The organism is Actinomyces qiguomingii, from assembly GCF_004102025.1.
In the GTDB taxonomy this organism is placed as follows: domain Bacteria; phylum Actinomycetota; class Actinomycetes; order Actinomycetales; family Actinomycetaceae; genus Actinomyces; species Actinomyces qiguomingii.
Genome location: NZ_CP025228.1, coordinates 2,922,635 through 2,945,105, shown reverse-complemented (window position 1 = coordinate 2,945,105; position 22,471 = coordinate 2,922,635). Strand labels below are relative to the sequence as shown.

The 22,471-nt window shown below is 67.2% G+C and carries 20 protein-coding genes; 11 read left to right on the top strand and 9 right to left on the bottom strand.

All coding sequences use genetic code 11. The features are described 5' to 3' along the window. Positions 1 to 69: 69 nt before the first annotated feature. From CWT10_RS12415 to CWT10_RS12385, 7 genes are all read left to right on the top strand, one after another. Entirely contained in the window at positions 70 to 1,080 is a 1,011-nt protein-coding gene (locus tag CWT10_RS12415; protein ID WP_103063209.1) for a LacI family DNA-binding transcriptional regulator, read from the top strand. A gap of 111 nt (positions 1,081 to 1,191) precedes the next feature. Continuing rightward, entirely contained in the window at positions 1,192 to 2,847 is a 1,656-nt protein-coding gene (locus CWT10_RS12410) for an ABC transporter substrate-binding protein (protein WP_103063208.1), read from the top strand. Positions 2,848 to 2,896: 49 nt separating this feature from the next. Continuing rightward, positions 2,897 to 3,877 (top strand): ABC transporter permease, encoded by a 981-nt coding sequence (locus CWT10_RS12405; RefSeq protein ID WP_103063207.1) that lies wholly within the window; start codon positions 2,897 to 2,899, stop codon positions 3,875 to 3,877. 12 nt (positions 3,878 to 3,889) lie between these two features. Then, positions 3,890 to 4,822, top strand: coding sequence for an ABC transporter permease (locus CWT10_RS12400; RefSeq protein WP_103063206.1), 933 nt, complete (start codon positions 3,890 to 3,892; stop codon positions 4,820 to 4,822). Between the two features lies 1 nt (position 4,823). Then, positions 4,824 to 5,864 carry an ABC transporter ATP-binding protein gene (locus CWT10_RS12395; protein WP_103063205.1) on the top strand — a complete coding sequence of 347 codons (1,041 nt, stop codon included), beginning with the start codon at positions 4,824 to 4,826 and terminating at the stop codon, positions 5,862 to 5,864. After that, on the top strand, positions 5,861 to 6,919 hold the full coding sequence (locus CWT10_RS12390; RefSeq protein ID WP_103063204.1) for an ABC transporter ATP-binding protein: 1,059 nt from the start codon (positions 5,861 to 5,863) through the stop codon (positions 6,917 to 6,919). Before CWT10_RS12395 ends, CWT10_RS12390 begins: the two co-directional genes overlap by 4 nt. Continuing rightward, positions 6,916 to 8,496, top strand: a complete 1,581-nt coding sequence (locus CWT10_RS12385; protein ID WP_128683478.1) for a glycoside hydrolase family 32 protein — start codon at positions 6,916 to 6,918, stop codon at positions 8,494 to 8,496. Before CWT10_RS12390 ends, CWT10_RS12385 begins: the two co-directional genes overlap by 4 nt. 24 nt (positions 8,497 to 8,520) lie before the next feature. Here the strand turns inward: CWT10_RS12385 and CWT10_RS12380 are convergent, their stop codons facing one another. The 4 genes from CWT10_RS12380 to dapD all read right to left on the bottom strand — a co-directional run bounded on the left by CWT10_RS12380 (position 8,521) and on the right by dapD (position 13,208). Continuing rightward, complete coding sequence (locus CWT10_RS12380; RefSeq protein WP_103063202.1) at positions 8,521 to 9,276, bottom strand: succinate dehydrogenase/fumarate reductase iron-sulfur subunit; 756 nt, start codon at positions 9,274 to 9,276, stop codon at positions 8,521 to 8,523. Further along, positions 9,273 to 11,234, bottom strand: coding sequence for a fumarate reductase/succinate dehydrogenase flavoprotein subunit (locus tag CWT10_RS12375; RefSeq protein WP_103063201.1), 1,962 nt, complete (start codon positions 11,232 to 11,234; stop codon positions 9,273 to 9,275). Before CWT10_RS12375 ends, CWT10_RS12380 begins: the two co-directional genes overlap by 4 nt. Further along, positions 11,231 to 12,049, bottom strand: a complete 819-nt coding sequence (locus CWT10_RS12370) for a succinate dehydrogenase cytochrome b subunit (protein ID WP_199176343.1) — start codon at positions 12,047 to 12,049, stop codon at positions 11,231 to 11,233. The genes CWT10_RS12375 and CWT10_RS12370 overlap by 4 nt, the downstream gene beginning before the upstream one ends. A gap of 181 nt (positions 12,050 to 12,230) precedes the next feature. Continuing rightward, the gene (gene dapD / locus CWT10_RS12365; RefSeq protein ID WP_103063199.1) at positions 12,231 to 13,208 is read right to left on the bottom strand and encodes a 2,3,4,5-tetrahydropyridine-2,6-dicarboxylate N-succinyltransferase; all 978 of its coding nucleotides are present in this window, start codon (positions 13,206 to 13,208) and stop codon (positions 12,231 to 12,233) included. Positions 13,209 to 13,326: 118 nt separating this feature from the next. Here dapD and CWT10_RS12360 point away from each other — a divergent pair, with 118 nt between their 5' ends. The 3 genes from CWT10_RS12360 to CWT10_RS12350 all read left to right on the top strand — a co-directional run bounded on the left by CWT10_RS12360 (position 13,327) and on the right by CWT10_RS12350 (position 15,732). Then, entirely contained in the window at positions 13,327 to 14,058 is a 732-nt protein-coding gene (locus tag CWT10_RS12360) for a histidine phosphatase family protein (RefSeq protein WP_103063298.1), read from the top strand. Positions 14,059 to 14,306: 248 nt separating this feature from the next. Continuing rightward, complete coding sequence (locus tag CWT10_RS12355) at positions 14,307 to 14,954, top strand: hypothetical protein (protein WP_103063297.1); 648 nt, start codon at positions 14,307 to 14,309, stop codon at positions 14,952 to 14,954. 514 nt (positions 14,955 to 15,468) lie between these two features. Then, entirely contained in the window at positions 15,469 to 15,732 is a 264-nt protein-coding gene (locus CWT10_RS12350; protein ID WP_128683476.1) for a hypothetical protein, read from the top strand. 12 nt (positions 15,733 to 15,744) lie between these two features. Here the strand turns inward: CWT10_RS12350 and CWT10_RS12345 are convergent, their stop codons facing one another. The 5 genes from CWT10_RS12345 to CWT10_RS12325 form a co-directional block, all read right to left on the bottom strand. Then, on the bottom strand, positions 15,745 to 17,409 hold the full coding sequence (locus tag CWT10_RS12345; protein ID WP_103063197.1) for an ABC-2 family transporter permease: 1,665 nt from the start codon (positions 17,407 to 17,409) through the stop codon (positions 15,745 to 15,747). Then, positions 17,406 to 18,218, bottom strand: coding sequence for an ABC transporter ATP-binding protein (locus tag CWT10_RS12340; RefSeq protein WP_103063196.1), 813 nt, complete (start codon positions 18,216 to 18,218; stop codon positions 17,406 to 17,408). Before CWT10_RS12340 ends, CWT10_RS12345 begins: the two co-directional genes overlap by 4 nt. Positions 18,219 to 18,326: 108 nt before the next feature. Beyond that, positions 18,327 to 19,049: a response regulator gene (locus CWT10_RS12335; RefSeq protein ID WP_103063195.1), complete on the bottom strand. Its 723-nt coding sequence runs from the start codon at positions 19,047 to 19,049 to the stop codon at positions 18,327 to 18,329. Further along, the gene (locus CWT10_RS12330) at positions 19,046 to 20,311 is read right to left on the bottom strand and encodes a sensor histidine kinase (RefSeq protein WP_103063194.1); all 1,266 of its coding nucleotides are present in this window, start codon (positions 20,309 to 20,311) and stop codon (positions 19,046 to 19,048) included. Before CWT10_RS12330 ends, CWT10_RS12335 begins: the two co-directional genes overlap by 4 nt. A 59-nt stretch (positions 20,312 to 20,370) precedes the next feature. Then, positions 20,371 to 20,826 (bottom strand): PLD nuclease N-terminal domain-containing protein, encoded by a 456-nt coding sequence (locus tag CWT10_RS12325; protein ID WP_103063193.1) that lies wholly within the window; start codon positions 20,824 to 20,826, stop codon positions 20,371 to 20,373. Positions 20,827 to 20,887: 61 nt separating this feature from the next. On the opposite strand from CWT10_RS12325, the gene CWT10_RS12320 reads away from it, so the two are divergent. Further along, positions 20,888 to 22,255 (top strand): AMP-binding protein, encoded by a 1,368-nt coding sequence (locus CWT10_RS12320; RefSeq protein WP_332881189.1) that lies wholly within the window; start codon positions 20,888 to 20,890, stop codon positions 22,253 to 22,255. Positions 22,256 to 22,471 lie beyond the last annotated feature (216 nt).

The window sequence follows — 22,471 nt, the reverse complement described above, 5'->3', positions numbered from 1 at the left end:
ACGCGCGTTAGTAACGCGCGTAATCGAGGGTGTATCAGACTGTGGCTTGCCGAGAATCGAGGAAGACTCATGGCTGCACGGCGGCGTAGTGCGACGATGGCCGACGTTGCTCGGGTCGCTGAGGTGTCACGCACAACGGTGTCCTTCGTGCTGAACGACCGTCCCGGCAGTGCCATCCCGGAAGAGACCCGCCGGAAGGTGCTTGCTGCGGCCAAGACCGTAGGTTATCGGCCCAATGCCGGTGCGCGGGCCCTTGCGAAGCGGCGCACGGGCATCTTGGGTATGGTCACCGAGATCGTTACCGGCCCCTTCGCCGCAGCCACCGTCGTCGGAGCGCAACGGCGTGCGGCGCAACTCGGGAGGACCATCTTCATTATGGCCTCCACCGGTGAGCCGGAGCTGGACAAGCAGGCCTTCGCCACGATGCTCGAACACAGAGTCGAGGGGATCATCTACGCAACCGGCTCGCACAGGGCGGTGCATCTTCCGCAAGAGGCTGCGGAACTACCGACCGTGTTGGTGCACTGCTTCGATGCCGACACCGATATTCCTGCGGTGCTACCCGACGAGGAGCAGGCCGGGGTGTTGGCCACCCGCGCTCTGGCTGATGCGGGGCATCGTCGGATCGGTCTCATCGAGCTCGATCCCGCAATTCCGGCTGCTGTAGGGCGCCGCCGGGGCTACGAGCGGATCCTGTCCGAATGTGGCGTGCCGGTGGACGAGTCGCTCATCGTCGTCGGCGGTGCGACTGCCCAGGGCGGTTACCTTGCGGCCCGTCGGCTGCTGGAGGACCACCAGCCGCCCACTGCCATCTTCTGCGCTAATGACCGTATGGCGATGGGTGCTTATGACGCAATAAAGGAGCGCGGTCTGAGTGTTGGCCGAGACATTGCCGTGGTGGGCGTCGACAACCAGGAGATCGTTGCCGAAGGGCTGCGCCCCGGGCTCACCACGGTGGCGCTGCCCTTCGAATCACTGGGCCGGTACGGGGTAGACGCCCTTGACGCCATGGCCAACGGTAAGGAGGTGCCCCGCCAACAGTTTATGGACTGTGCGCTGGTGGCGCGCCAGTCCGTCTAATCGCTTACTGCGCGGCCCGCCCGCTGGCGATATCCCACCCGGTGCAGTACACCGCACACATGCTCTGACCCCCACCGACTCCACCCTTCAATGACGAAAGGAACCACTGACATGTCTCCCATATCCCTGTCCCGTCGCCAGGCCCTCGCCGGAGGGATGATCGGCTCGGTAACGGCCCTTCTCGCACTGGCCGGCTGCTCAACCGACTCCGCCGAGGGCTCCGGTCGACTGCTCACGATCCCTCGCGAGGACATGGGCACCTTCACCCGCAACTTCAATCCGTTTTCCCCCAACAGCGCGCCTATGACCGCGCAAGCCGTGTACGAGCCGATGCTGATCTTTAACGCGGTGCGGGGCGATACCGTGCCGTGGCTGGCCGAGTCGTGGGAGGTCGCTGATGACGGCATGTCCATGACCTTCCACCTGCGTGAGGATGTCACGTGGTCCGATGGCAATCCTCTTGTCGCCCAGGACGTGGTCACCACCTTCGACGTCCAGCTCAAAACGCTTGGCGGCTACGACTACCTGGACACGGTCTCCGCCGAGGATGATCACACGGTCGTATTCACCTTCTCCCGCGCGTACTCCGTGGCCCTGTACGAGCTCGGCCAGCAGCTCGTCACGCCAGACCACGTGTGGTCCAAGATCGCCGACCCCGCCAAGGACACCAACGAGAACCCGGTCGGAACCGGTCCGTTCACGGAGATCGCCAACTTCCAGGCGCAGTCCTTCGACCTCATGCCCAACCCGAACTACTGGCAGAAGGATAAGGTCAAGATTCCCGGCATCCGTATGCTCGCCTTCGCAGGCAACGACGGCGCGAATCTGGCCGCCATCAACGGTGACGTCGACTGGGCGCCGCAATACATGGCGGACATTCAGACCGCCTATGTGGACAAGGACTCCGAGCACCGCCACTACTGGTTCCCCGGTATCGGCTCAACGATTCAGTGGACGCTGAACACCACCAAGGCGCCCTTCAACGACCCCGCGTTCCGCAAGGCGGTGAGCCAAGCCGTCGATCGTGAGGCTGTGTGCCTAACGGGCATGAGCGGCTATGCCGACCCGGTCGACACTACGGGGATGGGGGAGGGATTCGACGAGTGGAAGGATCCGGAAGTGCTCGAGTCCCCGCTGTGCACCTATGACGTGTCGGCTGCGGAAAAGGCGCTCGACGACGCCGGCTATACCAAGGGCCCCGATGGCAGGCGCAGCAATCCCGACGGCAGCGAGCTCAGCTTCTCGATCTCGGTGGGCTCAACATCCTCGGACTGGCTGAGCGTTGCGCAGATCATTGTGCAGAATCTGGCCGATGTTGGGATCACTGCCACCGTGGACTCGCCGGACTGGTCCGAGGTCACGTCCTCCCTGGAGAACGGAAGCTTTGATACCGCGGTGTGCTGGTCCTCTGTCGGAGCCACGCCTTACACCTACTACCAGTCCGCCATGTCGGTGGACAAGGTCAAGCCGGTCGGCGAGCAGACATTCGAGAATTACCACCGCCTGGGCGACCAAGAGGCCACCGCTCTTCTGGCGGAGTTCGCCGCCACGTTCGACGAGGCCGAGCAGAAGGAGATCTGCAAGCAGATCCAGGCTCGCTTCCTTGAGATCTGGCCGGTTATTCCGTTGTTCCCCGGCCCGGAGTGGGGGGCCTACACCGACATCAACTTCACCGGCTGGCCGACTGAGGAGGACGCATACGCCTCCCTCAGCACCAGGTCGACGACTACGGTGCTGATTCTCACGAGCCTCGAGCCACGGGCCTGAAGCCCCGTCGGTGCGACTCGTCCACACGACGGCGCAAGGAGAATGACGCATGTCCTACGTCCTAAAACGGCTGGGATTCTATCTGCTCGCATTCTGGGCCTCGATCACCCTGAACTTCCTACTGCCCCGATTGATGCCGGGTGACCCGGTATCACGCATGTTCGCCAAGGGCGGTGCGAAACTCACCGAGGAGCAGGCCCTACAGCTACAGCAGCTGTTCGGTCTTGACAACCGCCCGATGTGGCAGCAGTACATCTCGTACATCAAGTCGATGCTGACAGGCGACATGGGAGTATCCATTTCCCGCTTCCCCAGTCCGGTGTCGGAGGTGATCGGCAGTCAGATCGGGTGGACTATCCTCTTGGGCGCCGTCGCCCTCCTGATCGCTGTGCTGCTAGGAAATCTCCTCGGGATAATCGCCGCCTGGTACCGCGGTGGCTTCATCGACTCCGTTTTCCCCCCGCTGCTGGTGTTCCTGGGGTCATTCCCCTACTTCTGGCTGGCCATGGCGGGCCTGTACGTCTTCGGCACCGGCCTGGGTTGGTTCCCGCTGCGGCACGCATTCACCGCCGGCATTGTGGCGGACTGGGCAAGCCCCGCCTTCCTCGCTGATGTCGCCTACCACCTGGTGCTGCCAGCGTCCACCATTGTGCTGGTGTCGCTGGGCGGCTGGGCGCTGGGGATGCGCAACACGATGATTTCAACCAACTCTGAGGACTATATCGTGATGGCCGAGGCCAAGGGGCTCAAGCGCTCCCGCATAATGCTGCGGTACGCGGCACGTAACGCGATGCTTCCTTCGGTGACCAGCTTCGGCATGTCCCTGGGGTTCATCGTCGGCGGCTCGATGCTCACCGAGGTTGTCTTCGCCTACCCGGGTGTCGGCTACCAGCTGCTCAGTGCTGTCAATGCGCTCGACTACCCGCTTATGCAGGGGATCTTCTTTACGATCACGGCCGCGGTGCTCGCCGCGAACTTCCTGGTCGACATCGTCTACGTCCGCCTCGACCCGCGCGTGCGGACCGCCTGAAAGGAGCCAGTCATGGGAAACCCACTGGTAGCCATGCCATCTGCGCGGATCCGTCGCTCAACCGGGATTCTGCGCAGTCTCCTGAACTCTCGCAAGGCTCTCTTCGGGATCGCGGTTCTGCTGCTGTTCATCGTCCTGGCCCTGCTGGCGCCCGTCATCAGCCCCGGCGACCCGGCCCGGATCACCTCCTCTATGGCTGCGCCTCCCAGCGCTGAACACTGGTTGGGTGTTACTCCGAAGGGACAGGATGTGTTCGCCATGACGCTGTGGGGAGCGCGCTCCTCGCTGGCGGTCGGGCTCAGCGTCGGCGTCATCGCGACCTTCGTGGCCCTGCTCATCGGATTGGCGTCGGCCTACTTCGGTCGTGCGGTCGACGGCATACTCGCCGTTGTAACCAATGTGTTCTTGCTGCTTCCTGGGCTCCCGCTGCTGGTGGTGCTCGCGGGCTTCATGCCTCCGGGTCAGGGGACGATCATTATCGTCCTGGTGGTAACCGGCTGGGCGGGCGCCGCCCGGGTGATGCGCAGCCAGGCGCTGTCGGTGCGGGGGAAGGACTTCGTTGCGGCCGCCCTCGTTACGGGTGAGCGTCCGCTGCGGATCATGTTCGGAGAGATTCTGCCGAACATGGCTTCGATAGTGATGTCCACGATCCTCGGCTGCGTCAATGCGGCCATCGGCAGCCAGGCTGGCCTGGAGTTCCTCGGCCTGGGCGACTCCTCGGTGGTCTCCTGGGGGACCAACCTGTACTGGGCATCGAACGACGGCGCGCTCATGACCGGTCGCTGGTGGACCTTCCTGCCGTCGGGTCTGTGCATCGCCCTGGTGGCGTTCGCGCTGGCAATGATCAACTTCGGCGTGGATGAGGTCACCAACCCGCGTCTGCGCAAGCCCTCGAAGCGCGCCCGCAAGGCACTGCGTGAGGGCGCGACTGTGGTGGAGGTCTGACATGGGTGAAACAACGAGCGCTTCGGTGGGCCTGGGAGGTACCGGCCGTCGGCGCGAGGATGACAAGCCACTATTGGTGGTTGACGGTCTCCGTGTGGAGTACAGCGGTGACGCCCGTTCCGTGATCGGTGCGGACCGTGTGACCTTCACAATCGGCAGGGGAGAGGTCCTTGGGCTTGCCGGCGAGTCCGGCTGCGGAAAGTCCACCACGGCCAATGCGATCATGCGGCTGCTCAAGCCCCCAGCCGAGATCACCCACGGATCGATCACCTTCGACGGTCGTGACGTGCTAGGCATGTCCGCGGAGGAGCTGCGCCAATTCCGGTGGCGAGAAGTGGCGATGGTCTTCCAATCCGCGATGAACGCGCTCAACCCGGTGATGACGGTGGGGGACCAGATCATTGATGTCCTTACCACCCATGAGCGGGTCTCCAAGCGGGAGGCGCGCGAGCGCGCCGCAGAATTGCTGGGAGTAGTGGGTATACCCGCCGATCGGCTAAAAAGCTACCCGCACCAGCTCTCCGGCGGTATGCGGCAGCGCGCGGTCATCGCCATAGGTCTGGCACTCAACCCCTCGCTGCTCATTATGGACGAGCCGACCACCGCGCTCGACGTGGTGGTTCAGCAGGAAATCATGGAGCAGGTGACCGAGCTCAAGGAGCGTTTGGGCTTCTCCATCTTGTTCATCACCCACGACATCTCCTTGATGGTTGATATCTCCGACCGCATGGGTGTCATGTATGGCGGGCGCCTGGTGGAGATGGGACCGTCTAAGGAGATCTTCTCCGACCCCTTTCACCCCTACACGCGCGCATTGATGGGGGCATTCCCCCCGATCAGTGGGCCGCGGTTGCGCCGCACGGGCCTGTCTGACTCCCGCGACGGCGCGGACCGCCCCTGGGCCCGTTCCATCGCGGACCTCGTTGAGGTTGCGCCCGGACGCTGGGTTTCCCCCGTACGGGGTGAGCAGCCGCTGCCTGCGTGCGCGCGCAGTTACGGCAAGCCCTCGCAGACCGACTATGCCGACAAGGAATTGCCATGAGTGAGCAGCTGATCGTAACCCCGCCCCTGGGGGACCCCGTGCTGAAGATTGAAGACCTGCATAAGGACTTCAGTCAGGGCGGCCTGTTTACGCGGAAAGTCGTCCACGCCCTGTCCGGCGTCGACCTAACCCTCCACAAGGGGGAGATCCTCGCACTGGTGGGCGAGTCCGGATCGGGCAAGTCCACGATCGCCAGAATCGTCTCGCGACTCGACAAGCCCACCTCGGGACGGTTCCTGGTTGACGGACGCGACATCCTCGCCGAAGAACCGCGCCGGGTCTCGCGGTCCTACCGCGGTCGCGTACAGATGGTGTTCCAGGATCCCTTCGGGTCACTCAATCCGGTGCACACGATCGGCCACGTACTGCGCCGTTCGCTCGCTCTGCACCAACCCGGAAGGCGGGGTGCGGAGCGTGAGCGGGCCGCCGAGGAGCTGATGGAGACCGTTGGGCTAGAGACGAGCATGCTCGACTCCTTCCCGCACCAGCTTTCGGGCGGTCAGCGGCAGCGTGTCGCAATTGCGCGGGCGCTGGCCTGTGAACCGGAGATTCTGCTTGCCGATGAGCCGACATCCATGCTCGACGTGTCGGTACGCATCGGTATTCTCAACCTCATGCTCAAGCTCCGCGACGAGCGGGGGCTCTCGATGCTTTACATCACCCACGATCTTGCAAGTGCCAGGTACGTCGCAGACACTACGGCGGTGCTGTTCGGCGGAGAGCTTGTGGAATCGGGGCCATCGGTAGACATAATGGCTGACCCGGACCACCCCTATACGCGGCTGCTGCTGTCTGCGGTTCCGGACCCTTCCCGGCGGCTCGTCCTGACGAAGGACGAGCGGCAGGCACTGCGCCGCCAGGTGCTTCACCCCACATCCTGCCCGCACGCAGGTGATGCCGAGCCCTGCTCGGAAACGGAGCCGGTGCGCCACCGCGTCGGCGCAGACCACTGGGTGCGCTGCCACCGGTACGCTCCCAGAGGTGCCGCAGGCACCGCACTGACCACCGAGATGGGCAGTGGAGTGCAAGCAACTGAGGAGGCCGTAGCACCGTGAGCACCGTATGCCCCGAGCCTGCGCCTGCGGATGGCAGAGGGGTCCAGGAGGAACTCGTGATGCGCGCGGAGGCCGATCCGCTCCTGCCACGTTTCCATTTCACACCGCCCGCAGGTTGGATGAACGATCCGAACGGTCTGCTCCAGCGCGATGGGCTGCACCACCTGTTCTACCAGTACAACCCGCTGGGGCCGGCGCACCACCGGATCCACTGGGGGCACGCGGTCTCACGAGACCTACTGAGCTGGATGGACCTACCCATCGCTCTTTCCCCTGCCCGCACAGGCGAGGGCCCGGATGAAGACGGGTGCTGGTCAGGGGTTGCGGTGGTCGACGACGGCCATCCCACGATCGTGTACTCCGCCAACCGCGGGGGTCGCCAGACGGCGGCTCTTGCGGTTGCTGCCGATGCCGCGGATCCGCTGCTCGTCGAGTGGGAGAAGGACCCGCGTAATCCGGTGATTGCCGACCCTCCCGGTGAGCTGCCGGTCACTGACTTCCGTGATCACTGTGTCTGGCAGGAGCCAGACGGGTCTTGGACGCAGCTGATGGGGGCGGGAACCACGGACCGTGGGGGCGCGGTAGTGCGGTATACCTCTTCGGACCTGCGCAACTGGACTTATTGCGGGCCGATTCTCGTCGGCTCGGACTGGCGGGCGGCCCCGGAGGATCCCTGGACTGCCACGATGTGGGAGTGCCCCGATCTCATCGCCCTGCCGCCGTCTGGCCCTGACGGCCGAGCCGACGGGGCCGGCGGCTCGGCGCGCCACGCCCTGATCTTCTCCGCATGGCACCAGGGGCATCCCCAGGAGACTCTGGCATTCGTCGGCGATTACAGCGAGGGTCGCTTCCACCCTGCCCGCCTGCAGCGCGTCGACTGGGGCGGGCGCTTCTGCTACGCCCCCCAGAGCTACCTGGATGAAGCCGGCCGACGCATCCAGTTCGGCTGGATGCCGGAGGCGCGTGATGAGCGTGGCGTGGCCCGTGCCGGCTGGTGCGGTGTGATGACAGTGCCACGGCTGCTGTCGGCCCACGACGGCGCTCTCGCCGTCGAGCCGGTGCCGGAGCTCGCCCGGCTGCGGGAGCGGCACGAGTCGATCCCGCCGGGCGCCGTTGATGGCGCGCGGCCGGCCTCGTCCATTTGCGGCGGCGGGCTGGACATCGAGCTGGAGCTCAGCCTGGACATGTGCGGATATGCGGAGGTCGTCCTCGTTCATGGCGGGGGTGTGGCGGGCAGGGGGGAGAGAACCGTGATTCGTGTGGAGCGGGGTGCTCAGAGCTGTGTGGTTCGCGTGGATCCTTCGCATGCCTCGCATGAGCCCGGGGTCGAGGCCAGGGCGGTGACCATGCCCGTGCGTACCAGCGGCGACGCCGATGATCCGGTGCGCCTGAGGGTGCTCCTGGACCGCTCAGTCCTGGAGGTTTTCAGCGACTGGCGTGCGGTGTCTGCCCGCATCTACCCGGCCGACCCGGAGTCGACCCGTGTTGTGCTCGCAGGCGAGCGGGCCCAGCTCAGCGTCGGCTCGGTGTGGACTATGCGGTCGACTCGGCGCGCGGGGCGCCGCCTGCGGCCGTAGCTGCGCCCCGCGGGCACAGCCGCGTCAGTCGTCGCGGCTGCGCCCGCGCAGGCCAGCTCGCAGCACCTCCCGGTTCAGGGCGGCTATCGCCGTCAGCGGTATACCCGCAGGGCAGGCCGGAACGCACTCCCCGTACAAGGAACACGGACCGAAGATCTCGTTAACCGTCTGCGCCATGCGCCGCGCCCGCCGGGAGCGCTCATGGCGGCCCTGCGGCATCAGCGACAGGTGCGCCAGCTTCGCTCCGGCGAACAGCATGGCCGCACCGTTGGGGCAGGCGGCTACACACGCCCCGCAGCCGATGCAGGCGGCGAAGTCGAGCGCCTGCTCGGCCTGCAGGTAGGGCTGTGCGACGGAGTCGGCGTCCGGGGCCGTGCCGGCAGCAACGTCCACCGTCCCGCCGGCACGAATCAGTTCATCCAGCGCGGTGCGGTCCACCACCAGGTCGCGGATGACCGGGAAGGCCTCCGAGCGCCACGGCTCCAGGCGGAAGCGCGTCACCCCGGGGAAGGCCCGCAGATGCTGACGGCAGGCGGGGGTGTTGTCCTGCGGGCCATGCGGCTTGCCGTTGACCAGGAAGCCGCACATGCCGCACACGCCCTCGCGGCAGTCGGACTCGAATACGACTGGTTCGCCGCCGCCCTCGATTATCTGATCGTTGAGGTGGTCCAGCAGCTCGAGCAGGCTCATCTCCGGCTCGGCGTCGTCCACGGCGTAGGACTCGAAGCGGCCGTTGGCGCGCGGCCCGTCCTGCCGCCATATCTCCAGTTCGACTCTCATCGGTAATCCCTCACCTGCATCGGTACCAGCGAGAAGTTCAAAGGTTCACTGCGGCGCGTGTGCCGACCGGAGGCGTCGGTCAGCCAGGCGGACACGGTGCACCACTGGGCGTCGTCGCGCTTGGCCTCGCCCTCGGCGGTGGCGTACTCCTCCCGGAAATGGGCTCCGGCGGATTCACGCCGGTCCAGCGCGTCCAGGATCATCACCTCGGCCAACTCCAGGAAGTCGGCCACGCGCAGTGCCTTCTCCAACTCCTGGTTCAGCCGCTGCGGGCCACCGACGATCTTCACATCCGCCCAAAACTCCTCACGCAGCGCCCGCACCTGCTCCAGTCCGTGGCGCAGCCCCGCCTCGGAGCGACTCACCCCGCAGTCGGCGTACAGGATTTCACCCAGACGCCGGTGGAACCAGACGGGCCGGTGGGTGCCTCCCACCGCCAGCAGAGCCTCCACCCGGCTGCGGGAATCAGCGAGTGTGTCGGACACCTCCGGGGCGTCGTCGGCCAGCACACCGGTGCCCACCAGCCCGGCCAGGTAGTTGGGCACCGACAGCGGCAGCGTGAACCAGCCGTCCACGGAGGCGCTCAGCAGCGAGTTCGCACCCAGCCGGTTGGCTCCGTGATAGTTGTTCGACGCCTCCCCACCCACGAACAGTCCGGGAATGGTGGACATCTGGTCGAAGTCCACCCACAGGCCGCCCATGGTGAAGTGGGCGCCCGGCGCGATACGCATGGGCACCTCGTAGGGGTCCTCGCCGGTGGCGTCCAGATACATTTCGAACAGGTTGCCGTAGCGGGCGGCGATCACCGGCTTGCCCAAGCGTTGAAGGGCATCACGGAAGTCCAGATAGACGGAGTTGCGCAGCGGGCCGACGCCGCGCCCGGACTCGATCTGTTCACGGGCGTTGCGGGAGGCGACGTCGCGCGGGGTCAGGTTGCCGAAGGCCGGGTACTTGCGCTCCAGATAGTAGTCGCGCTCATCCTCCGGGATGTCGTTCGGGGGCCGGTCGTCCCCAGGCTCCTTGGGGACCCAGATGCGCCCGTCATTGCGCAGTGATTCGCTCATCAGCGTGGTCTTGGACTGCCAGTTCGAACTGACCGGCAGTGCAGTGGGGTGAAACTGCACCATGCAGGCGGAGGCGAAGGCGGCGCCGCGGCGGTGGGCTCGCCAGGTGGCCGAGGCGTTGGATGCCATCGCCAGGGTGGAGTAGTGGAAGACGGAGCCGTAACCGCCGGTGGCCAGCACGACGGCGTGCGCCGTCCAGGCCCGGATGTCACCGGTGAGCAGGTCACGGGTGATAATGCCCTGGGCGCGGCCATCGGCGACGATCAGGTCCAGCATCTCGGTGCGCGAGTGCATGTGCACGCTTCCGGCGTCGATCTGCTCCTGCAGCGCCTGAGCACAGGCGACCTCCAACTGCTGACCGGTCTGTCCGCGCGTGTAGTAGGTGCGGGAGACCTGCACGCCGCCGAAGGAGCGGGTGGCCAACTGGCCGCCGTACTCGCGGGCGAAGGGGGCGCCGATGGCGTACATGTGGTCGATCACCCGTACCGATTCCGTGCCTAGGCGCACCACGTCGGCCTCGCGACCGCGGTAGTCGCCGCCCTTGACGGAGTCCTTGACGAAGCGGTTCAGGGAGTCGCCGTCGACCTTGCGCGCCCGGGCGGCGTTGATCCCGCCCTGAGCGGCCACGGAGTGTGCCCGGCGGGGCAGGTCGTGCAAGCTGAAGCACTCCACCCGGTAGCCGAGCCGCCCCAGGGTGGCGGCGGCCCCGCTGCCGGCCAGGCCGGTGCCCACTACGATCACGGTCAGGCGCCTCCGGTTGGCCGGGTTGACCAGCCGGTACTCATCGCGCCGACGTGTCCATGCCTCCTGAGGCGGGCAGTCGGGCAGGCGCGGGTCCAGGTCGGGGCCGACGTCGTACAGGTCGTCGACCGGCGGCGGGGGGACGGCACTCATGAGATCACTCCGCTCAACACCAGAAGGGGCAGCATGCCGTTGCCCACAGCAATGGCCAGGGCGACGGCGATGGCGACTACCAGGCAGAAACGCCGCAGCCGGGTGCCTGTGCCGCCCAGGTCGTTGACCACCGACCACAGTCCCTGCGCCAGGTGCACTCCGATGGCCAGCATCACCAGGCTGTAGAAGATCGCCATCGGTGGGCGCGACAGGCTGGCGATCAGGTTCTCGTAGGCGTAGGCCGTCAGTTGGCCGTCGGAATGTGTGGCGGCCATAAAGCCCTGGGAGGACACCAGGCGGCCGATGGTCAGGTCCAGAAGGTGCACGAAGATGAAGACGAGCAGTAGGCCGCCGGTGAAGATCATGGAACGGGCGCCAAGGGTGCGTGGATGCATGTTCTGCCGGCGGAAGGAGCCGCGGGCCTTCCGGCCCCGCCACCACAGGGTGATGCCCCCGGCAACATGCAGGACCAGGCAGGTTCCCAATACCAGTCGCAGAATCCACAGCACGCCCTCGTGGGGGACGAGCGGGTAACCGATCTCCCGGAGCCATTCGGCGTAGTGGTTGTAGGCCTGTGCCCCCTGGAAGGCCTTGAGGTTGCCGATCATGTGGACCAGCACGAACATTCCCATGATGGTGCCGGTGATCGCCATGGTCGTCTTCAGCACGGTGAAGGACGGGCGGGCGCGGCGCCGTGGACGGGGCGCGGGCAGGTCGCCGTGTGAGGCTGTGGGGGGTGCGCCGTCGGCGGGGCCGGCGAGGCGCTCACCGCTGGAAGGACCGGTTTGGGAGGGGGAGCGGGTGGATGTGGACATCGGAGCTCCCATCGACAGACGACTTCAGGACCAGCTACACAGCTATCGTAATGCGTGTCACAAAGAATGAAAGCTGACGCGCCGATTGTCTTGCATGGTGGTCGCGGTCGTCTCTTTCAATGGACTGCGGGGGCGGGGCGTTTCCAGGTGCCCCCGTGCGGGTCCGTCCGCGCGACCGGCCCTAGCGGGAGGCGGCCTGCGGGGCCAGTTCGATTCCCTTGCCTCCCCGGGAGAGGGCCTCGACCGCCCCGGACTGGGAGTTGCGGCGGAACAGCACATTGGATGCGCCCGCCAGCTCGCTGGCGGGAACCACCCGCGGCTCCTTGAACAGCCCGTGCGCACCGGGCACAACCCCTCCCTGCGGCATCAACGACACACGTGTGCCGGCAGTGACGAACAGACCGGCCTCCACCACGCAGTCGTCGCCCAGGGGGATCCCCAGACCCGAGTTGGCGCCCAGCAGGCAGCGCTCGCCCAGTGCCACGCGTCGGCCATTGCCGGAGGCCAGTCCCATGGTGGAGGCGCCGCCGCCGATGTCGGAGCCGTCGCCGATGACCACCCCCTGAGCGATGCTTCCCTCCACCATTGAACGGCCGAGGGTGCCCGCGTTGTAGTTGACGAAACCGCCATGCATGACGATGGTGCCCTCCGACAGGTAGGCGCCCAGCCGCACCTTCGCGGCGTCACCGATACGTACTCCCGTGGGTAGAACGTAGTCGGTCATGCGCGGGAACTTGTCCACCGACAGCACCTGGACCGGGTGCCCCAGTGAGGCCTGCAGGCGGATGCGGGTGGACTCGAAGCCGTCCACTGCGCAGGGGCCCGCCGAGGTCCATACCACATTGGGCAGGCGGGAGAAGATGCCATCCAAGTTGATCGTGTTAGGCAGCACTAGCCGGTGGGAGAGAACGTGCAGGCGCAGATACGCGCCGGCCACCGTCTGGGGGGCGTCATCAAGGTCGGCCGAGGTCCGTACCACCGTGGTATGTACGCCGCGCGCCGGGTCACGGCGCTCCATGGAACTGAGCGTGGCCAGCAGATCGGTGTCGCCGTCCGCGGGCGCCTGGCCCAGGACCGGCCGCGGATACCAGACGTCGAGGGTGTTGCCGTCGTCGGTCACGGTCGCCAGGCCGAGACCCCATGCGCTGCGAGTCGTCATGGACGCACCATACGGGACGTGCGGCGGTGACGCACGATGCGCCGCAGCGGCATCCGGGACAGTGATCTCGGCGCCGGGCGGCGTCGTCAAGCGGGAGCAGGCGTGCGACAATCGCGGCATGGCGCGTACCACCATTCACCTCATGCGGCATGGCGAGGTCCACAACCCCGAAGGCGTGCTCTACGGACGCCTGCCCGGCTACCACCTGTCCGAACTCGGCCGCCGGATGGCCGAGCAGGTCGCCGAAGTACTGGCGGCCTCCGGCCACGACATCGCCGCCGTGATCACCTCCCCGCTGGAGCGGGCGCGCGAGTCGGGCGCCCCCACGGCGCGGGCCTTCGGTCTTGCCCCCAGCTGCGATGCGCGGCTGATCGAGGCCGATAACCACTTCGAGGGAGTGCCCATCAACCGGGACCGGAAGATTCTGGCGCGCCCCGAGCACTGGCGCTACTACCTGAATCCGCTGCGCCCCAGTTGGGGGGAGCCGTACACCCAGCTGGTGGACCGCATGAGCCAGGCCGTGCGCGCCGCCATCCCCCAGGTGGAGGGCCGCGAGGCGCTTTTGGTGTCACACCAGTTGCCCGTGTGGGCGCTGCGCCTGCGCCTGGAGGGCAGATCTCTGGTGCATGATCCGCGACGCCGCCAGTGCGCGCTCGCGTCACTGACCTCGCTCACCTTTGATGGGCGCACCCTGGTGGGGCTTTCCTACTGGGAGCCCGCCGGGGACCTGCTGCGCCGAGCCGCAGACATGGTGCCCGGAACTTCAGCCGCCGCCGAAAACGTTGGGGCCGGTGGAGCTGAAGCGCCCAATGGTTCCGCTGGCGCCGAGCGCGCCGCACAGGACGCATGACCGGCATGCCCGTACCGTCAGGCCCAGAGCGGTCCGACGACGTTGTTGACGGTACCGACCCGGGAGGTTCCGTTGACCCGAACGTATCCGGTGGGCAGCATGCGTCTGCTGATCGAAGCGCAACTGTTGGCTCGGCAGCCCCGGCCGGATCGACCGTGGGCGAGCTGGTTCCCGCTCTAGGTGCCGAAGTCGTTCCCACCGCCCCGCCCCGGCCCGCGCCGCAGCGGCCCTGGACTGGCCAGGACTTCGTGTGGTGGAACACCGCCGGCGTGCTCACCGCCCTGCGGGCCGGACGCCGTCCCAACCCCGTCTCCCCGGTGGTGGACCCCATCCGCGCCGTCTTCGCCCCCGATGAGGTCATGCTGGCCACCTGTGATGCGGAGATGTTGCTGTGGCGGCGTGGCGACGCCACCTATAACCCCTCCCGCGGCTTCTTCCTGGCTGGTGGTCCGGTGGGGCTGGCGCTGACCGCCGCATTCTTCGGCGGGCAGGCCTACCTGAACTCCCGGCGCAAGCGTGCCGCCGAGGCCGACGCCGTAGAGAAGTGGCGGCACCTGGCATACGCCCGACTGACGGTTTCGACCCACGGCATCTATCTGGGCACCGGCGAGGGCGTCATGCCGATCGCCTTCGCCGACGTGCAGGAGGTGCAGCTGACCGAGGTGGGTGAGGTGGTGATGGCGGCCGCCAATGCGTCGGGCTCGGCGCGCTGGAAGCTGCGCGCCCAGTGGTCCGAGCTGATCCTGGTGATGTGGGCGGCCCAGTACCTGCCCGGTCACCCCCAGCTGGTGGGGCGCACCTGGCTGCCGGCGGACTGGTTCGTGCACGCCGCTGCCTGGGGCTACGCCGTGGACACCTCCAACTGGCCTCGCTATCAGCCGCCTGCGCTGGACTGACTCCAGTAAGCTGTGTGGGCATGGCAAGGGCCCGAGCGGCTGCTACCGCTTGTGCAATTTGCGGCCGTGCTTCCGGTTCTTGTACAACGCGCTCATCCAGCCTCAACTCCTTCCCTGTGGGCTTTTTGGCTGAGCTGTGTTGACTTTCCGGGTTGCACCGCGGGGGATGTCAACCGTCTCAGAAGTACTGTTTCTTCTCGATGGAGAGAGGTTGTTCTCAATGATGACCGGAAGGCATGCGATGGTGTTCGCGGCCACGGGTGCGGCTGCGGCTTCGATAGGAGGCGTGGCATACGCTTCCGAGGGTGCTGCGGGAGGATCGGACGAGCAATCTGCGATCGACTCCACCGCTGATGGGCTGCGGCAGATTGAACAGTCTGGAGGTATCTATCTCGACAATGGAGAATTCGTTCCCGTTGATCTCGACGCGCTGTTTGATCAGATTAAGGGTGAGGCTGACGGGGGCGGTGGGTATGCTCGTCGTGGCTGCCGTCGAGTGCGGTATTAAAGCGGCTTGATCGAGTTGAAGATGAAGATGGGACGCAAGGCGCTCGCGATTCTGGTCCTGGTGGCATGCACGGCTGCCATCGCGCTGCCGACCGCACTGTGGTTCGGCCTGGGTGAGCTCATTGTCGGAGGTTCCTGGAAGGACGTCCGCTTCGAGGTTATCGCAACCCTGGTGGGTCTTACCTTGATTGGTTGTGCCGAGGTCGGTTGGGAGCTGTGGAAGGAACGCGGCAAGCAGGACGCGCATCAGAAGCGTCCCAGAAAGCGATGAGCGTGCTGGCCGTCACTCGTGGTGCCGGGTGGCGATGGCCCGGCCCCGGGTGGCGCTGACGGTGAAGGCGGCCAGGCCGATCGCCAGGCTGGCCGCAGCGATCGTCCCCCAGCGCCCCGGGTAGGCGCCCGCCGCCTGAATCCAGCCCCACGGCGCCAGGCGCCACAGCGGCGTCGCCACCAGTGCCTCGTTGCCGTCGATCACCAGGCCCACCAGGAACAGGCCCACGCCAACGATCACCGTCGCCGCCATCCCGGCTACCTGTGCCAGCGCATGAGCGAGCGCCGCCAGCATGAAGGCCACGAAGGGCAGCACCATGAACATGTACACGGGCGCACCCAGTCCGCTCAGTTCAGACACGGTGGGGAACAGTGGCGCCCCCAGGCAGGCGATGGCCCATGCCGGAATCAGCGCCATGGCCAGCAGCACCATTGCCCAGGTCAGCGCCGCCGTAGTCAGGGTCGCCGGCCGGGCTCGCAGCACCAGGCCCCGCCAGGCGTCGGCCTGGGCGCGCCATGCCGTGGCTCCCGCCACCCAGGCGGCTATAGGTGCGCCCGCCAGGGCGAACAGCGGCATCGCGTAAGCGGCGGAGTAGCCCGCCTGCGTCAGGCCCAGAAGCGCCAGCAGCACGGCCGTAAGCAGCGCCCACAACCGCCAGGGCAGGCCAAGGCCGACCGCACGGACGGTGCTGCGCGAGCCCGGTGTGGCCAGGGCACCCAGTACCACTTGGGATGTGCGCTCAGGGGTATGCGGGTTTCGGTCAGATGGGCCGGGTGCTCGGCGGTCACGGCGCGCTGCGGGGAAGTACCGCAGTCTCGCGCCCGTTGGCGCACTAGTCGTCCGGTGCACGCCCAGCATTGCCGCACCCACGCCGAGCAGGCACAGACCGGCGCTGCCCAGCACGCCCGGCGCCACTGGGTAGTCCCACACCGGCGAGCCCGGCTCCAGGGAGAGGCCGTTGGCGTGCACCTCCAGCAGCGGCAGGGTCGGGCGCATCGCCCAGGTCCACGGCAGGGCCCACCAGGACCGCGTCTCCGCATGCAGCGCGCCCGCGGCCGACCACACCAGCGCCAGCGCCGGGGCCAGTCCGACGGCGATGCCGCCGAGCCACTGGCCCAGCGCCAGTCCCCAAACACTCGCCCCCGTGACCGACACCCACATCACCAGGGCGAACAGCAGGTACTGGCACCACGGACCCCAACCGGCGCCGCGCACAAGCGCGTCAATCACGATCGGCGCCAGCACAATGACCTGCGAAACCAGGGCCGAGGCGGCCAACACGGCCACGCGTGCCGCCACGGTCAGTGCCGGGATGTTGGCCCGCCAGGCGGTCCCGCCGGCCCGGTGGCGCCGTTCGCGCCAGGCCGTCATGGCACCGGTCAGCGCTCCCATGGGCAGGGCGAAGGCGGCGGGGTAGGGGTTGAGCCACGGCAGCACGCCGTCATTCCAGCCGTCGGCGGTGCGGGCGGCATGCGCCACCAGCAGCGCATGCAGGGCGAAAACCAGTACTCCCACCGGAACGCCCCAGGTGGCGGTGTGCCTACTACGAGCTAACTCTGCGCACAGTACGGCACCGATGCCGGGCAGGGGCCGCCGTCGGGAGGCAGGCGGGGACTGCGTCCGGTCCGTCTGGGAGGGGACAGTCTGGGAGCTTGCTGTACTGATACCGGTGGTCATTTGCGTGCCTCCTGCCCGTCGTGCCGTTCGGCTCCGGTGACGGCAGTGAGAAATGCCTCCTCCAGGTCCTGTCCGGCGGCGGCGAAGTCGACCAGCGGCCCCTCATAGACCATGCGCCCGCCCGCGAGCACACCTATGTCATCGCAGGTACGCGCCATCTCCCCGAGCATATGGCTGGAAACGATGACGGTGCGCCCGCCCGCAGCCAGCTCGCGCAAAAGATCGCGCAGCCAGATGATTCCCTGCGGGTCCAGGCCACTTTGCGGCTCGTCCAGTACCAGCACCTCCGGGTCGCCCAGCAGTGCCATCGCCAGGGCAAGGCGCACTTTCATGCCGGTGGAGAAACTGCCCGCCCGTTTGCGGCCGGCCTGCCCCAGGCCGACCTGCTCCAGCAGCGGGTCGATCACCTCCGGGGCGGTACCGGTCAGCAGACAGTGGATGCGCAGGTTGCGGCGGGCGGACAGCTGCGGGTAGAAGGCGGGTCCGTTGATGCTGGCCCCCATATGCGTCAGGCTCTCGCGGCCCAGGGGCTTGCCCAGCACCTCGATTGAACCGGCGGTGGGGCGCAGTAGCCCCAGCGCGGCGTTGAAGGTGGTGGACTTGCCGGCACCATTGAGCCCCAGCAGACCGTATACGCGGCCCGGACGGGCGGTCAGGCTCAGGCCGGCCAGCACCTTTAGTCTGCCGTAGCTGACGTGGACGCCCCGCAGTGCCAGCCCGGGTGGGGTGATGACAGCGGCGGGTACGTGGGATGAGGTGGGGGTGGAGAGCGGTGGTGCGATGGAAGGGGATGACGATTGTGTGCTCATGGGCTCAGCGTCCGCCCGTCCACCCCGGTGGCGGATCCCCACATGGGACACCAGAGGCCGCTCGGCTTCCGGTTCGGCCTCCCCCGAAAGGGGGAGGCCGGTTGCCGTCTACAGAACGGTGCTAACCATCCCGGTTTGCAGGGCGTGAATGACCAGCTCAACCCGATTGCGGCAGCCGGTGCGGCCCAGTAGCGCCTTGACATGCGTCTTCACGGTCGACTCGGCGATGTACAGGCGCGCCGCTATCTCCGGGTTGGTCATTCCCCGACAAACCAGTTCAAGCACGTCGCGCTCGCGGCCGGTCAGCTTCTCACCGGGCAGCAGCCCCACAGGGAAATTCGGTTGGGATGTGCTCGCCGTCGACTCTCCCTCAAGGGCGCGGAGCACATAGGGGGTGATGACCGGATCAAGCCAGGCCTGGCCGGCGGCAACGGCGCGAACCGCCGCAATGAGATCATTTGGGCCGGAGTCCTTCACCAGGAAACCGACCGCCCCGGCTCGCAGTGCCCCCATCACCAGTTCCTCCTCCTGGAAGGTGGTAAGCATGAGCACACGGGTGGTCCGAACGCCTTGGCCGCTCAATTCCGGATCGGTCAGAATCCGCTGTGTTGCCGCAATACCATCAAGACCCGGCATGCGGATGTCCATCAGGACCACGTCGGCCGTCTCGCCACGTTTATGAGCCCGGCGCAGCACGTCAAGCGCCGACCGCCCATCATGCGCCGTAGCAACCACATGCATGTCCGCCTGGGCGTTCAGAAGTGTGCTGAAGGCTGCGACTAGCAGCTGCTGGTCATCGACGACGGCTATGCGCAGTCGACCTGCGCTCACTTGCCCTCCTCCGGGGTGGGGCCGGTTGGGAAGTCCGCAGGAAAGACGGCATCCAACACAAAGCTGTCTCCGGTCTCGCTGCAAGGGCGGGCGTCCAGTCGGCCATCTATTAGACGCAGCCGCTCGGCCATGCCCGAAAGACCGCTGCGATACGAGAAGTCGGCGGGGGACGGGTCCGCCACCGGGTTGGTGATGTGCACCTCGCAGTGACCGTCGTGCTGGGAGACGGTGATGCGGACACTGCCGGTGCCGTGCTTGGCGGCGTTGGCCAGTCCCTCGGAGACGATGCGGCTCAGTGCCAGACGCTGCAGCGCCGTCCAGTGCTGGTTCCAGGCGGCGAGTTCAGCCGCGTTGGGCAGATCGGCTTCCACCTCCAGGCCGGCGTTGCGGGCATGCGCGACCATATCGGGAATACCGGCCAGGTCCGCTATAGGGAGCATTGTCCTCTGGGGCGTCGAGTCGCGCAGCAGGGCGACCATTTCGCGCGTGGAGGCGAGAGCACCCGCGGCGACGTCGCGCACCGTTGTCAGTGAGTCGTGGAAAGCCTCAGGGGTGCCCAGCGTCAGTCCCGCATCTGCCTGCATCTGGACTGCGGTAAGCCCATGACCGACCAGATCGTGTAGTTCCCGCGAAATGGTCAGGCGTTCCGCCGCCACCGCCCTGACGGCGGCTTCGGTGGCGATCTGGTCCAGCAACTCGGCGTCGCCGCGGCTCCGTAACGCCCACAGGTAGACGGCGGTCACCACGAGCACACAAGCGAGGGCGAAGCCGAAGGGCGGATAGTTGAACATGTGGGCGGTGTGCGGGTTGACCGTGTACACCGTCTGCGGGTTGATAATCGCGCCAACAAGCGCCACCTGCAGTGCCACTACGCCCCAGCGCCGGTCCGGTGCCCAGCGAGTTAGCGCGTGCAACGCCGTCGGCACCGCCATGATGATCGGTGACAGACCGAGGTTGACCGGGGTGAATCGTAGGAGAGCCACGTAAGCCACCATGGCCAGGTAGACGATCAGGCCCGAGATCACGGGGGAACGGTGCCGAAGTGGCTGGGCCACGGTCACCACCAGCGCCACCAGAGTGTTAGCCACATAGGCCGGGTGCGGTCCCCAGGTAGACATCAGCGTGAAGTCGGCCAGCACCACCAGGGCGAACAAGACGGTCAGCACCGCATCGCTGAGTGGAATCCGGAAACGCGCGGGCCCGATCAGGCGGCAGGAACGATGCCAGTTCAGGGCGGTCGAGGTCGGAAATCCAGAAGACATAGCGCTCACAGACGCGTCATTTACGGGTGTGCCGCCCCTGCTGGCGGCGCTGGACCGGGTCACGACGCTGGGGAGCCGTCGGAGGGGATACCCGGCTCACCCGCATCACCGCGGCCATCGGAGTCATCGCCCGACTCCTCATCGTCCTCCCGCTCCGCAGCGGCCGAAGTATCCTGCTCCTGCCGGCGGCGGCGCCGAATGTCACGCTCCAGGCCGGCCAGGAACTCGGGATCGTCGTCGGGAGCCACCGGGCGAGGGCGCTCAGCCAAATGCAAACCCGCACTCTCCTGTGATGACCACACGGTGCGCTCGATCTGTCCGCCGCGCTCCTCGGCGGCACGCACCCGGGAGGTGATGATCCAGGCGAGCGGCCCCACAACCGTCATGGCCAGGATGATCAGAATCCACATGGGTTTGGGCAGATGCGCTGGCATGTTCTCCGCCGGCGTGCGCGCGCAGTCAAGCACGGCATACAAGGCCAGCGCGAAGACGATGATGTAGAGGACGACACGCACGTACCTACCCTAACTGTTCTTGTGGATGTGTTGGTGGCCGTTTCCGTGCCACCCTGGTCATGTGTCAGCGACAACCAGCTTCGCCCGCCCGTTGTTCCTGCTGCGCGGGGGCACCCGCCCCGATGACGTCGCCGCCATGACTGCAGCTGTGCGCCGACGCATTGAGGACGGGGACGGTGCCGGCAGGCGCCCCCTGTTGGTCCCCATCGGGGGTGACGAGGACGAGGCGACGGTCTTGTCCGACCTGTCCCGGCGGCTGGACCCGTCCGGACCTGCCGGAGACCCGGAGACCGATATTGTGCTGCGCACCTCCGGCTCCACCACCGGCACCGGGGCCCTGGTGGCCATGAGCATGTCCGCTCTGACGGCCTCGGCGCGGGCCACGCACGCCCGTCTGGGCGGTGATGGAGTCTGGGTGCTCGCCCTGCCCGCGCATCACGTCGCCGGCCTGCAGGTGCTCATCCGCTCCGTCCTGGCCGGCCGCGAACCAGTGGTAGTCGACACCGGCGGCGGCTTCGACCCTGGAGCGCTTGCGGACGGGGTGGAGCGCGCGCTGGCAGCCGGACACGGGCCGGTGCGGGCGTCCCTCGTGCCCACTCAATTGGTGCGCGTGCTGGCCCCGGGGCAGGAACGGGCGGCCGCCGCCCTCGCCTGCGCCGACGTCGTCCTATTGGGCGGCGCCCCGGCCGATCCGGCTCTGCTGGAGCGTGCCCGCGCCGCCGGGGTGCGTGTGGTGACCACCTATGGCATGAGTGAAACCGGCGGTGGCTGCGTCTACGACGGCGTGCCGTTGGACGGCGTCGAGGTGTGCATTGAGGACCCCGATGCGGTCGGCCGCGGCAGGATCGTCCTGTCCGGGCCGGTGTTGGCGCAGGGGTACGCCGACGCCGACCGTGCGGGCTCGGCGGTCTTCCGCGAGTCCCGGGGCTGCAGAGCTGAAATACGACCCGGCGGAGGCGGCGAGGGCGCCGGCGGACCAGCGTCCCCGGCAGCCCGCCGCGAACTGCTGACCAGCGATCTGGGACGGTTCATCACCGGCCCGGACGGCGTGCGGACACTGACCGTGCTGGGGCGCGCGGACGAGGTGATCATCACCGGCGGCATCAAGGTGGTGCCCCGGGAGGTCGAGCAGGTGCTCACCGCCCTGCCCGGAGTTCAGGAGGCCTGCGTGGTCGGGCTGCCCGACGCCGAGTGGGGCAGCGCCGTGGTTGCCGTCGTCGTGCCGGAAACGGGAGAGCAGATCGGCGACCGCTCGGCCTGGGGGCAGCGGTTGCGGGCCGCGGCGCGACAGCGACTGGACGGCGCCCATGCTCCCAAGCGCGTCGTCGTCGCCGAGGCGCTGCCGCTGCGCGGGCCGGGAAAGGTCGATCGGCGGGCGGCTGCACGGCTGGCCGGTGAGGCTGGCGTGTTCGGCCGGGACTTCGCATAGGCCCGCCGTCTCCCGGAGCGGCTCGCCGTGTATCTGCTGCTCGCCAGCATCTACCTGGCCTTCATCACTCTGGGACTGCCAGACTCGCTCGTGGGTGCGGGTTGGCCCGTCATGCACGAGGACCTTGGGGGTACCGGTCTCCTTCGCCGGGGCATCACCTTCATAATCGCCGTCGGCACCATACATCTCCTCCCTGGCCTCCGAGCGGTTGACCCG